9 protein-coding genes and 1 tRNA gene are annotated in these 13,445 nt (G+C 58.1%); 8 read left to right on the top strand and 2 right to left on the bottom strand.

Features of this window, described 5'->3' with window-relative positions; genetic code table 11:
* Positions 1 to 35: 35 nt before the first annotated feature.
* Together BLIJ_RS09090 and BLIJ_RS13760 are read right to left on the bottom strand one after the other, a co-directional pair.
* Positions 36 to 2,120, bottom strand: coding sequence for a bacteriocin-associated integral membrane family protein (locus BLIJ_RS09090; RefSeq protein ID WP_231837827.1), 2,085 nt, complete (start codon positions 2,118 to 2,120; stop codon positions 36 to 38).
* Positions 2,101 to 2,496: a lactococcin 972 family bacteriocin gene (locus tag BLIJ_RS13760; protein WP_014485020.1), complete on the bottom strand. Its 396-nt coding sequence runs from the start codon at positions 2,494 to 2,496 to the stop codon at positions 2,101 to 2,103. The genes BLIJ_RS09090 and BLIJ_RS13760 overlap by 20 nt, the downstream gene beginning before the upstream one ends.
* Before the next feature lie 149 nt (positions 2,497 to 2,645).
* Between BLIJ_RS13760 and BLIJ_RS09085 the strand changes: the two genes are divergently transcribed.
* The 8 genes from BLIJ_RS09085 (at position 2,646) to polA (ending at position 13,437) form a co-directional block, all read left to right on the top strand.
* On the top strand, positions 2,646 to 3,311 hold the full coding sequence (locus BLIJ_RS09085) for a response regulator transcription factor (protein WP_012578048.1): 666 nt from the start codon (positions 2,646 to 2,648) through the stop codon (positions 3,309 to 3,311).
* Positions 3,289 to 4,536 (top strand): sensor histidine kinase, encoded by a 1,248-nt coding sequence (locus tag BLIJ_RS09080; RefSeq protein ID WP_231837826.1) that lies wholly within the window; start codon positions 3,289 to 3,291, stop codon positions 4,534 to 4,536. The genes BLIJ_RS09085 and BLIJ_RS09080 overlap by 23 nt, the downstream gene beginning before the upstream one ends.
* An 18-nt stretch (positions 4,537 to 4,554) precedes the next feature.
* Entirely contained in the window at positions 4,555 to 6,666 is a 2,112-nt protein-coding gene (uvrB, locus tag BLIJ_RS09075; protein ID WP_012578046.1) for an excinuclease ABC subunit UvrB, read from the top strand.
* 32 nt (positions 6,667 to 6,698) lie between these two features.
* A complete protein-coding gene (locus BLIJ_RS09070) occupies positions 6,699 to 7,685 on the top strand; it encodes a TerC family protein (RefSeq protein WP_012578045.1) in 987 nt (328 codons plus the stop codon).
* Positions 7,686 to 7,852: 167 nt separating this feature from the next.
* A complete protein-coding gene (pyk, locus tag BLIJ_RS09065; protein WP_012578044.1) occupies positions 7,853 to 9,295 on the top strand; it encodes a pyruvate kinase in 1,443 nt (480 codons plus the stop codon).
* A 302-nt stretch (positions 9,296 to 9,597) separates the two neighbouring features.
* Positions 9,598 to 9,671 (top strand) — tRNA-Leu (locus BLIJ_RS09060).
* Between the two features lie 67 nt (positions 9,672 to 9,738).
* Positions 9,739 to 10,524 (top strand): ANTAR domain-containing response regulator, encoded by a 786-nt coding sequence (locus BLIJ_RS09055; protein WP_012578043.1) that lies wholly within the window; start codon positions 9,739 to 9,741, stop codon positions 10,522 to 10,524.
* 45 nt (positions 10,525 to 10,569) lie between these two features.
* Positions 10,570 to 13,437: a DNA polymerase I gene (gene polA / locus BLIJ_RS09050; protein ID WP_012578042.1), complete on the top strand. Its 2,868-nt coding sequence runs from the start codon at positions 10,570 to 10,572 to the stop codon at positions 13,435 to 13,437.
* Positions 13,438 to 13,445: the final 8 nt, after the last annotated feature.

Here is a 13,445-nt window from a genome sequence, read left to right as displayed (position 1 = left end):
GTAAGTGATTGCTGATACAGGTTTGTGGATGGCGATCAGGGATGTTTGATACTGTCGGCGCGCAGCCGCGAATCGTAAAGCGCTGTGGTTGCCAGCGAAACGACGATGAATAGTAAGGAAACCGAGGTCATGGAAACGGCGTTGTAACCTCCTATGAGCAACTGGATCGGAAGAGATGCACTGCATAACGCCGCTGCTAGGAACAGTATCGATTGAAAACGGAGATATGACGGCGCTCCATGCATATATTCCACGAACATAATTTGACGTCGGAGTGTGCATAGTGTCAAAGCCACCATGATTGCGCCGCCCAGCAGACATATTATGGATATGCAAGCTGTGATGGAAAAATAGTTCATTTCCTGAGTTGTTCGTGCCAAACGAGTTTGTATCTCGTCGTGCCGATTGACGACCGAAGCCACCAAAGAGTCCACGCCCTTTTCCCGTAGGATTTCGAGCAGCTGATGGCGGGAGCTGTAATCGAAGGTCATGCCGCCGGTGGACACCATCGATGTAGTGGTATCGCCAGAGAGCAGTGACGGGTCAATGACAACAACAGGAACAGAGGAAAGGCCATCGGTGTTGGAAGGGGTGTCAAATGCCGATAAGACAGCATCTCTTGGTCTGGATTCAATGGAGATGCTCGTGCGATTGATGGCGGGCAGACTCTTTCCCTCTTCTGCCGCCAAACTTTGCTCGAATGAGTATGCGCGAAGCACATTGTTCGTAATGGATTCGCTGTTCCATTGTTCATTCTCGGGCATAATCACACTGATTCGTGCAAGTGTCGTGTTGTTTCGTATAAGATGATGAAGCCTTGCCGTACGGGAATCCATGAGGATGCAGGGCTGTGGGTCTTGCGAGCTATCCACCCACGTGCATCCTAGCCGGAATGAGGCGAATCGCGTATGTTCTGATTGGGAAGTTTGTTCGACGAAGTCGTTCCATGAGGGCATGGAACGAGCTCGGTTTTGATCGCTGCTATACCACAGTTGCAATTGGAATCCGTCGTTGGATGACAATTGATGCTCCAATGTTGTTTTCAGTGTTTGGGATTGCCGCCATTTGAAGTTCGTAACGTTCAAACTGGCAGAGCTGAGAGCGAGAACGATGATTGCCATGATGCAGCCGGAAGCCATGAGAAAACGTAAAGGGCGCTTTCCTTGGATTAATTTGAGTGCGTTCGGCACCAGAACCCTTACTAGAGCAATCGACAATGACAAGGCAACCAATGCCATGCACGTTGTGGCGATGATGATGGAGAGGAATACCTGACCGGCGAATCCTAAGGGAGAAGCGAAAGGCCAGAAGATCGCACCAATGGAAATCCAAGTCATCCATCCGATGCAGACGCAGATGATGAAAAAGAACGCATGCCGCAGGAATTGCCTCATAATAATGCCGGTTGTTCTCATGCCATGCAAGGCTTGTATCGCGCAAACGCGTGAAGCTGTCGACACGGAAAGCGCGCCGGACACAAATACTACAGCAAGTCCGGCGAATATGACTTGGGCGATGGAATTGGAGAAGAATTGTTTGGTGATTTGTGTGATGCCGATGGGGGTTGCTCTGTTAAGTTCGAATCCTTGGCGCCGTATGGATTTGGCTACTGAAGCGGTATCCCGTGGTGATCCATAGAGAAGCCATCTTCCCAATGGGTCGGTGAATCTGTCTCCGCGTTGCACACGTGTGCGCGGCCCGAACCCATAATCCGGGTATGGCGAATTCGCATGCATGCCGTTGCCGTCTAATGCGCCGAAAATAGAAATTACGCGTCTGTTGGTACCGTGACCGTCCGGCTCATAGGAGACTCTCGCGAGTACGACATGATGGGTCGCTGCGAGACCGGTCAATGTCGATAGAGGCTGCCCGTGCGCGTCGGAAATTCCAATATCGTAGCTAGGGCCGGAGGGATAGGTTTCTTCGTTATTTTGCGCATAGAATCCTGCTGCGAGAGTGATGAGAGCCACGGCCAATATACTGGCGATTTTATAAGTCCAGTGCATGATACACCTTATTCCCGGTAACAATGTGTTTGTGCGGCGGACGATAGGAAGTTCGCTCGCCGCACATTCAATAAATGGTGTGGATGCTGCGAAATTATTCAGCATCAAATCCATAGAAAGCTTGATCCACTTTGCCGCATACCGCGTAAGTCCTTGCGGAGGCCCAGATTCCCGCTTCCTTGACGCCGCTGTATGCGTATACATTATCGGCGTTCAAAACCGAGGAATGATGCCGACGGGAATTGTGGAGGAAATTGGAGTAGACATCTCCACATCCGCCCCACAAGGTGGTTCCATATTGCCATGTTCCTCCATGGGGATATGAAACATCAACGGTGCTGATGCCAGCATCCCTATCTGTGGGAACGCTGCAGGAGACTTTTACTGAAGTACCGACTTCATTGGCGTTTGCGGGAATGATAAGTGTTCCGCTTGCGCCGAGAGCAAGCGTTGCCGCCAGTAGGCCTCCGGTGATTTTCTTTGCGATCATGAGTGCTCCTTGTTGTTCTTCATTGCGCGGCTGCTTTGCCGCATATAACACGGTAAGACGCCAATGAGGAGCGAACGAAGTCTGTGTGACGGGAATCGTCACAGTGCTACGATTGCGTTTGACGGAGGCGATTTGGGGAGGGGGTACTTATGAAGAACGGGCGCCCGATTCGGCTTGCCTTGGTGGACAACGATCGTTGCTCTGCGGAGATGATGGCTTTGCTTATTGGCAGGACGATTCCCGAGGCACACATGCTATGGGTTACGGATAATCCCAGTCTTGCCTTGGAACGTTGTCTGTTCGATCCGCGGAAGCCGGACATCCTTATTTGCGATCTCATGATGGACGGGCTGAACGGAGTGCGGCTGACGGAACGTATCCGACAGCGGAACGTGCAGGTTGGCGTCATCGTAGTCACTTCGTATGACCTGGCAACCTATGGTGAGGATATCGCGTGTTGCGGAGCCCAAGCGTTGATTTCGAAAAGAGATTTCGCAGCGACCATACGCGAGGCGGTCAAATCGGTGTTTGACGGGGGAACATACCCTCATGGTTGGGGTTTGCATAGCCTTGAAGAGACATTGCATACGGTGGATGCCGCACAGCCGGAAGCGGATGGTGCCAGGCTCTTCTCCGATCGAGAGCTGGCGGTGTTGCGTCTCTATGCACATCGTGTACCGACCGTTGAAATTGCGCGCCGCTTGGGAATCGGTGTCGAAACTGTGTACAGCTATGTGAAACGAGCCATGCGCAAGGTCGGTGTTACGAGGCGCGGCGAACTCCTTGATTACTGTGAGCGATACCATGTCCTGTGACGGCAGCCGTTTTCTTAGACGCCGCTTCCGCGATTTCGGGAAGTCTTGGCATGGCGAAAAGATCGCGGCGCTAGCCTGCGCCTTGTGCATAGCCGCTGATACGGTCATCGAATCGTGTATCAATCCGGTTTGGGATGCGTGGACCCTGTGGGTGGGTCTGTTGTTCGTCATCCTGTCGTTGCTCTGCGTGGCATTCCCGTTCGGCGGCAATATCGCGTTGGCGATCTCATGGTGCGTGGTGTTCCCCTTGCCGGTGGATCTGTCCATGTCGGTGAGCGTGGTGATAGCCGAGCCATTAATCGTTCTCTCCTATCAACGCATATGGTGCGGCGTGGTGTTGGCGGTGGCTGTGACCGTATCTCGCGTGGCGCAGCTGATATGGCAGTATGGGTTGCCGATGGATTGGGATGCCGGGGCGTTGGTGTCCGTTGTGCCTTGGACCGTCATGCCGGCGTTGGCGTGCGTTGGAATCGGTCTGCTGCTGAATTGGCATCATCGTGAGGGGGAGAGGGAGTCGGAAGCGCGTGGCAGGGCCGAATCGTTGGATCTGGCGGCAAGGCTGCATGATGCGACGACCAATGATCTCTCATATCTCATCATGAGCATCGACAGGATCATGTCGGAACACCCTTCGCAAGGAGAGTCGATGGACTTGCCACTGTTGCGCGAAGTGGCTCAACGGGCGCTCGATCAGACGCATGATGTCATAGCGGTTCTCGCAAAGCACAATGTCGGCACTGCGCGAATCCCGCGATGCCATGCGCGTCGCTCCGGAGAAGCCATCGTTCCGATCGGTGCAGGTCGATTCGAGGCCGAGATCGAACGGCACCGGCGGGAACTCGCAGCGCTTGGTTTCCGAGGCGAGGTGGTTGTGTCCGATCCCTTCGATCTCCTGAGTCGGTTTGACGAGAAGACTATCCAGTTGACGCGGTCGTTGCTGGAAGAGACGTTTGCCAATATCGCCAAGCACGCGGATCGCGAACAAGGGTATGTGCTCGCCATACAAGTGCGGCAAGACGGACTGTACGTATCGGTGGCTGACGTTCCCGCCAAGATGGCGGATGGAGCATTGACGGAATCTCCGAGAACATTGGGCATGGGATTTGGAATGTCTCATCTGCGTCAATCAATTACGCGGAGCGGTGGTTGGCTGCGCGTCCAAGAGGAAGACGGGTATTGGAGTTGCCTAGCGTATATTCCGATATATCATCGGGATACAGCGTGAATCGGAAGGAAACAGCGCATGGGATTCAACATCGAACGTGTGGACAAGCCGTTTGTGGTCAAATCGCCGTACCAACCATCCGGAGACCAGCCGAAGGCCATCGAGGAACTGGCCACGCGCATCGAGAACGGAGAGAACGACGTGGTGCTCATGGGCGCCACCGGCACCGGCAAAACCGCCACCACCGCATGGCTGATCGAACGGCTGCAACGTCCCACGCTCATCATCGAGCCGAACAAGACGCTCGCCGCGCAGCTGTGCGCCGAATTCCGCGAGCTCATGCCCGACAACGCGGTGAGCTATTTCGTTTCCTACTACGACTACTATCAGCCGGAGGCCTACATACCGCAGACCGACACCTATATCGAGAAAGACTCCAACATCAACGACGATGTGGAACGTTTGCGCCATCAGGCCACGGCCAACCTGCTGACCAGACGCGACTGCGTGGTCGTGGCCACCGTCTCCTGCATCTACGGCCTGGGCACTCCTGAGGAATACGCCGGGCGTATGCTGTTTCTCAAGGAAGGCCAGCAGATCAATCGCGACGACCTGCTGCGCCGGTTCGTGGCCATGCAGTACAAGCGCAACGACATCGCCTTCACCCGCGGCACGTTCCGCGTGCGGGGCGATACGGTCGAAATCATCCCCGTATACGAGGAACTGGCCATCCGCATCGAATTCTTCGGCGACGAGATCGACCGCATCTCCACCCTGCATCCGCTGACCGGCGATGTGATCGCCCATGAACCGCAGGTCCATATCTTCCCGGCCTCCCACTATGTGGCCGGGCCGGAGCGTATGGAACGCGCGCTCAAAACCATCCGCGAGGAGCTTGACGGACGGTTGTCCGAACTGCGCAAACAGGGCAAGGAACTTGAGGCGCAGCGTCTCGACATGCGCACCACCTATGACCTGGAGATGCTCACCCAGGTGGGCGTGTGCTCGGGGGTCGAAAACTATTCGCGTCATCTCGACGGCCGCGCGGCCGGCACGCCGCCGCATACGCTGCTCGACTTCTTTCCGGATGATTTCCTGCTGGTCATCGATGAGTCGCATGTTACCGTGCCGCAGATCGGCGCGATGTACGAGGGGGACGCCTCCCGCAAGCGCACGTTGGTCGAACACGGGTTCCGCCTGCCCTCCGCGATGGATAACCGACCGCTCAAATGGCCGGAGTTCCTGCAGCGCGTCGGCCAGACCGTGTATCTGTCCGCCACGCCCGGCGACTACGAGTTGGGCTTGTCCGACGGGGTGGTCGAACAGATCATCCGTCCGACCGGCCTGCTGGACCCGAAGATCGACGTGCGCCCGGTCAAGGGGCAGATCGACGATCTGCTCGCCGAGATCAAGGCCCGTGTGGCCAGGAACGAGCGCGCGCTGGTCACCACCCTGACCAAGAAGATGGCCGAGGATTTGACCGACTATCTGCTGGAACGCGGGATCAAGGTCGAATACCTGCATTCCGATGTGGATACGTTGCGGCGCGTCGAACTGCTGCGCATGTTGCGCGAAGGCAAGATCGATGTGATTGTCGGTATCAACCTGCTGCGTGAGGGCCTCGATTTGCCGGAAGTATCACTGGTGGCGATCCTCGACGCCGACAAGGAGGGCTTCCTGCGGTCCTACCGTTCGCTCATCCAGACCATCGGCCGTGCCGCGCGAAACGTGTCCGGCGTGGTGATCATGTACGCCGACGAGACCACCGAAGCCATGAGACAGGCGATCGACGAGACCGACCGCCGCCGCGCCAAGCAGATCGCCTACAACCAGGAGCATGGCATCGATCCCAAGCCCCTGATCAAGAAGATCAGCGACGTCAACGACATGCTCGCCAAGGAGGATGTGGACACCCAGACCTTGCTTGAAGGTGGCTACCGCAACGCGGGCAAGGCCGGCAACACACACCTGGGCGTGCCGGTACTCGATCCCAACGAGGCGGACAAGCGCCACGAGGAGATCCTGAAGGCCGGCCTGCCCGCGCAGGACCTCGCCGACCTGATTCGCCAGCTGAGCGAACAGATGCACACCGCCGCCGAGCAGCTCCAGTTCGAGCTTGCGGCCCGTCTGCGCGACGAGATCCGTGATCTCAAGAAGGAGCTCCGGCAGATGACCGAGGCGGGGCAATGACCCGTCACATACATGGGTTAGTGTAGGGAATCATGGCAGAAACCCCACTCGCATTTGAAATCATCACCTTCGTGGTGCTCGCGCTGTTCTTCATCGTCGACCTGTTCGTCATCGGGCGCCGACCGCATGTGCCCTCCACCAAGGAATGCGTGCAGCATATCGCCTTCTTCGTGGTCATGGCGCTGATGTTCGGCGGATGCATCTGGTTCTTCGCCGGCTCCAAGCCCGCCATCGAGTTCTATTCCGGCTGGCTCACCGAATACTCGTTGTCCATCGACAACCTATTCGTGTTCGTCATCATCATGTCGAACTTCGCGGTGCCCAAGCAGGTTCAGAAGTATGTGCTGTCCGTCGGTATCACCATCGCTTTGATCTTCCGTGGCATTTTCATTCTGATCGGCGCGGCCCTGATCACCCGCTTCACATGGGTGTTCTTCCTGTTCGGCGCCTTCCTGATCTACACCGCCGTCAAACTGGTGCTCGGCGGCGATGAAGACGAGGAATATCACGAGAACGGCATCATCCGTAATCTGCGCAAGATCATCAAGATCACCGACGACTACGACGGCGAGAAGCTGCGCACCACCAAGAACGGCGTGCGTTACTGGACCCCGATGCTCATCGTGTTCCTGACCATCGGCACCACCGACGTCATGTTCGCTTTCGACTCGATTCCCGCGATCTTCGGCCTGACCAAGGATCCGTTCCTGGTGTTCACCTCCAACGTGTTCGCCCTGCTCGGCCTGCAGCAGCTGTACTTCCTGCTGGGCGCCCTGCTCGACAAGCTCGTCTACCTGCCTGCCGGCCTGTCCGTGGTGCTGGGCTTCATCGGCGTCAAGCTCATCATGGAGGCCCTGCACGGCAATACCTTGCCGTTCATCAACGGCGGCGAAGGCATCCATTGGGTGCCGGAAGTGCCCACATGGCTGTCGCTGGCTGTGATTGTGGTCGCAATTGGCGGCGCATCCGTGGCTTCCGTGATCAAGATGAAGAGCATGGAAAGCGCCGAGAAGGCCTGAAATCGTTAGAGAATACAACCCTTAAACCCAGTCAACACAACAATGTGAGCGCTCACAACACACCGTGAAGAAAACTTGTCATGAGTCGGCTCGCGCTAGTAGACTGAGTTTCGGCAAGTGAGGCGATCGCGCCTCGAACCAAATTGAACAAGAATAGGCAGGCATTCATGCGTAAAGCCAAGATCGTAGACACCATCGGTCCTTCCACCGAGGATTACGACAACCTCCTGAAGCTCGTTGAAGCCGGTATGGACGTTGCTCGTCTGAACCGCTCCCACGGCACTCCCGAGGATCACCTCAAGGTCTACAACAACGTGCGCAAGGCCAGCGAAGCCACTGGTCGCAACGTTGCCGCGCTTGTTGATTTGCAGGGCCCGAAGATCCGTTGCGGTTGGTTCAAGAAGAACGCCGACGGCGAAGACAAGGTTCAGCTGCAGCTCGGCCAGGAATTCGTCATCACCACTGATGACGTCGAGGGCGACGAGCATATCACCTCCACCACCTTCAAGGGCCTGCCGGGCGATTGCCATCCGGGCGACCCGATCCTGATCGATGACGGCAAGGTCCGTCTTGAGGTCACCAAGGTCGAGGGCAACAACGTGTACACCAAGGTCGTCGTGGCCGGCCCCGTGTCCTCCCACAAGGGCATCAACCTGCCGGGCGTCGCCGTCTCCCTGCCGGCCCTGACCGAGAAGGATGAGGCCGATCTGCGTTGGGCCATCCGCACCGGTGCCGACATCATCGCCATGTCCTTCGTGCGTTTCGCCACCGACATCGACCGCGCCCACGAGATCATGGACGAGGAAGGCCGCCGCATCCCGATCGTCGCCAAGATCGAGAAGCCGCAGGCTCTGGAGAACCTCGAAGAGATCGTCAAGACCTTCGACGGTGTCATGGCCGCCCGTGGCGACATGGCCGTTGAGTGCCCGCTGGAAGAGGTCCCGCTGGCCACCAAGCGCATCATCGAGCTGGCCCGCCAGTACGCCAAGCCGGTCATCGTGGCCACCGAAGTCCTCGGCTCCATGGTGAACTCCCCGGTTCCGACCCGTGCAGAGGCTTCCGACTGCGCCAACGCCGTCCTCGACGGCTCCGACGCCACCATGACCTCCAACGAGACCGCCGTCGGCAAGTACCCGGATGTGACCGTGGCCACCATGTCGCGTATCTCCGGCTACGCCACCGACCACGGCTTCGACCGCATCCCCGAGCTCAAGAACCTCGACATGTCCTCCACCGGCGCCGTTTCCTCCGCCGCCGTGGACCTGGCCGACAAGCTCAACGCCAAGGCCATCGTCGCCTACACCCAGACCGGCGCCACCGTCCACCGCGTCTCCCGTGAGCGTCCGGCCGCCCCGATCTATGGTCTGACCAGCAACGAGCACACCTACCACTGGCTGGCTCTGTCCTGGGGCACCGAAGCCTTCCTGCTCAAGGAGGACTACCACGACAAGTCCCGCAAGGATCTGATGATCTACACGGACAAGATCCTCAAGGACGCCGGCAAGGTCGTCGACGGCGACAAGATCGTCATCCTGAGCTCCGCCCAGGGCGATCACCAGCCGGGCCGCACCGACTCCATCTACGTGCACACCGTTGGCGCCTGCGACTGATGTCGTGTAGCCGCTGACCGCTGATGTGCGGTACGTAAAGGCCCTCATCCCGCTGCGGGGTGGGGGCCTTCGCGTATCGGACGGCGGCATCGCCGGGTGCGGGATGCGCGATCCTCGCAACGGTCGATCGCACACGCCGCCTTCGGGACGTGGGCCATGGGCGCAAGCGTGGGCGACACACGGGAGCGCGGCCCGTCCGAACGCCGCAGAACGCCCGTCCGGCGGGGATGCCGTGGCGGTGCGCGTGTCTTGTGTGGCGGGAGTCGAATCGGTATGCTACTCTCTTCAGAGTGCTTTGGCACGCCCTCGTATCCCAATTGGTAGAGGAAGCAGCCTCAAAATCTGCGCAGTGTGGGTTCGAGTCCCACCGAGGGCACTTTAGTTAGGAGTTCGCTGAAATTATTACGAACCCCACTGTTGGGTAATTCAAGAAAGAGGTTGGCATGGCTGCAAGGAAGAAGTCCGAAGAACCGAGTATCAACGTCGATGAGGTGCTGACCGACGAAGAGCTCAAGGCCGTGGCCGATGAAAGCGAACCTGCTGAGCGCAAGGTCAAGCCCGAGGACGGTCCGCGTACCGTTGTCGTGGCCGAAGACGAAGCCGTGAACCGCATGGATCTGGTCGCCATGCTGGAAGACAACGGTTATGAGGTCGTTGGTCAGGCCGCCAACGGCGAGGAAGCCGTGGAACTGACCCGCAAGTACCGCCCCGATGTGGTGTGCATGGATGTCAAGATGCCGCGTATGGACGGCATCGCCGCTGCCGGCATTATCTGCGATGAGAACATCGCCCCCGTCGTCATGCTCACCGCATTCTCCCAGACCGATCTGGTGAAGAAGGCCACCGGCGCCGGCGCCATGGCATACGTCACCAAGCCGTACGAGGAATCCAAGCTGCTGCCGACCCTCGAGGTGGCCATGGGCCGTTTCGCCGAGATCAACGATTTGCTGGACAACGTGGAGCGCAGCGAACGCAAGCTCAAGGAAACCACCGACCAGCTCAAGGAAACCGAAGAGAAGCTCAAGAAGGCTGAAGACACGCTTGAGGAGCGCAAGCTCGTCGACCGCGCCAAGGGTCTGCTGATGGACAAGGCGGACTTCTCTGAGCAGGGTGCCTTCCGTTGGATTCAGAAGACCTCCATGGACCAGCGCATCCCCAAGAAGCGCCTGGCTCAGGCCATCATCGCCAAGTACGGCGATCCGAAGCCTTCTGATTCGGGCGAACGCTGATTATCGGCGTCGCCGTGCTGAGTCGTAAAGTAACACAAACACACTATGGGAGAGGCCAGCGTGACCGTACCCACCAATGAAACGTTGCTGGTGGTGGACGGCCACTCGCTGGCCTTCCGTGCATTTTTCGCCCTGCCGGTCGACAACTTCAGCACCTCCAGCGGCCAAGCCACCAACGCCGTCTGGGGTTTTGCCACCATGCTCGCGCAGGTGATCGATGCGGAGAAGCCCGACCATCTGGGCGTCGCCTTCGATGTGAAGGGCGGCACATTCCGCAATGAGATGCTTCCGCAATACAAAGGCACCCGTGAGGCGGCTCCCGAAGAGCTGCTCACCCAGCTGCCATTGATTCAACGCATGCTCACGGCCCTCGGCGTCACCTACATCGAGAAGTCGGGATTCGAAGGCGACGATGTGATTGCCACCCTCGCCACCATGGGAGATAAGGCCGGCTACCACACACTGGTATTGTCCGGAGACCGAGACGCCTTCCAGCTGGTGGATGACAACGTCACCGTGTTGTACCCGGGCCATCACTTCAAAGACCTGAAGCATATGACGCCGCAGTCCATCGTCGACAAATACAAAGTCACTCCCGCACAATATCCGGATCTGGCGGCACTCCGAGGCGAAACCGCCGACAATATTCCTGGTGTGCCCGGCGTAGGCGACGGCTTTGCGGCCAAGTGGATCAACCAATTTGGTTCCCTCGACGGCATTTGCGAGCACGCCGATGAAATCGGCGGCAAAAAAGGCGAATCGCTGAGGGCCAATATCGACCAGGTCAAGCTCAATCGCAAAGTCAACGCACTGGTACGAGACGTCGATCTAGGCGTCGATATCGAGGATCTGACATTCGGCACCGTGGACGTGGCACAAATCGACGCCCTGTTCAAGGAGCTTGAATTCGGACCGCGTACCAGGAGTCGTGTACTGAAAACCTTCAATACCGGGGCCAAGGTTTCCAACACATCCGGAGCCGGCGAGTCTACGAATAATGAACAGGACAAGCAGGATAGCAACCTCGATCTGAACCTGCCGGAACCCACGAGCATCACTGCTCCGGAGCAGTTCGACGAATGGGTCAAGGCCCATCGCGCCGAGGTCAAAGTTCCCGGTGAAATCGCCGATTTCACGGTTTCCGACTATGGCGATGGATCGCAGCGGCATACCGTCTGCGGCGACGCGGTCGGCCACGCTTGGACCGTGGCCGCATGGGGCGACGAAAGGCCGGGGCGCGCCACGGCACAAGCCGTTGCCGTTGCCACGGCAACATCAGCGGCCATTGTGCCCCTTCCAATCACCGATACCCTGCGAGCACAGTTTGCGCGGTTCCTGAAAAGCGAACACTCCCGCACCATCGTGCATGGATATAAAGAATTGCTGCATCTTCTGGGCGCGGTAGATCTTGACATGGACCTGCCGATGTTTGACACCAAGCTTGCCGGGTATCTGACCCAACCGGATTTCCACGCCGATAGCCTCAAGCAGGCGGCCGAGCACTTCCTCGACATCCACTTCACCGAAACCGAACAGCCTTCGCAAGGCACGTTGGACTTCGATGACGATCAGGTCGAAGAAGATCCGAACGAACATCGTCTGCGCGATTTGGCCATTATCCGCAGCCTCGCCGTCACGCTCGGGCCGATTATCGACGAGCGTGAACAATGCTGGCTGATGCGCGCGATTGAACTTCCTGTTTCCCGCGTGCTGCACGGCATGGAGCACACAGGAGCCAAAGTCGATAGCGTTCGACTCGTTTCCATGCGTGACCAGTTTGCCGCCGAGGCTCGTCAGGCGCAGGAAATGGCTTGGGAGTATGCCGGCACCGAAATCAACCTGCAAAGTCCCAAGCAGCTGCAGAAGGTGCTGTTCGAAGATATGGGTTTGAAGCCCACCAAACGCACCAAGTCCGGCTCATACACCACGAATGCGGCCGCATTGCAGGATCTGTATGTCAAATCAGTGGACAATGAGCGGGCCAACGGTTTCCTCGGGGCGTTGCTGCGCCACCGAGAGATCAACAAGCTCAAGCAGATCGTTCAAACGCTGATCGATGCCACCAATACATCAGATGAGCGCATCCACACCACTTTCGAGCAAACCGTCGCGGCCACCGGCCGATTGAGCTCCGTGGACCCGAACCTGCAGAACATCCCCAATCGGAACGCCGCCGGCCGTGAGATTCGCGGCGTGTTCGTGCCGGGGGAGGGGTACGAGGCCCTGATGAGCTGCGATTACTCACAGGTCGAGCTGCGCATCATGGCTGATCTGTCCGGTGATGAGGCGCTGATCGAAGCGTTCCGCTCCGGAGCCGACTTCCACAAATACGTGGCCTCGATGGTCTACAAGCTGCCGGTCGACCAGATCACCGGCGACCAGCGCAGCCACGTAAAAGCCATGAGCTACGGATTGGCCTATGGTCTGAGCACGTATGGTCTCGCCCAGCAGCTCAAGATCGCGCCACGTGAAGCGGAAGCGTTGAAAAACCGGTATTTCGATACCTTCGGCAAGGTGCACGATTACCTGGAATCGCTGGTGGCCAATGCCCGAGAGAAGGGGTATACGGAAACCATTTTCGGACGGCGTCGCTACTTCCCGGCCCTGCACTCGACCAATCGTGTTGCGCGTGAGGCCGCCGAACGTGCGGCACTCAACGCACCGATTCAGGGATCTGCCGCCGACATCATGAAGATCGCGATGATTCGCGCCGAGCAGACCTTGGCCGAGGCCCACGTCAAGAGCCGTATCATTCTGCAGATTCACGATGAACTGGTAGTGGAAATTGCGCCGGGAGAAGGCGACCAGGTCACCGAACTGGTACGCAACGCCATGGAACACGCCGTCGACCTTGCCGTGCCGCTGGACGTATCGTGCGGCATCGGTTCCGACTGGCAGCTCGCTGCACACTGACAATTTCT

The sequence above is a fragment of the Bifidobacterium longum subsp. infantis ATCC 15697 = JCM 1222 = DSM 20088 genome (assembly GCF_000269965.1).
Taxonomy (GTDB): domain Bacteria; phylum Actinomycetota; class Actinomycetes; order Actinomycetales; family Bifidobacteriaceae; genus Bifidobacterium; species Bifidobacterium infantis.
Note: the sequence above shows the minus strand (reverse complement) of the source record. Positions and strands in the feature narration are given on the sequence as shown.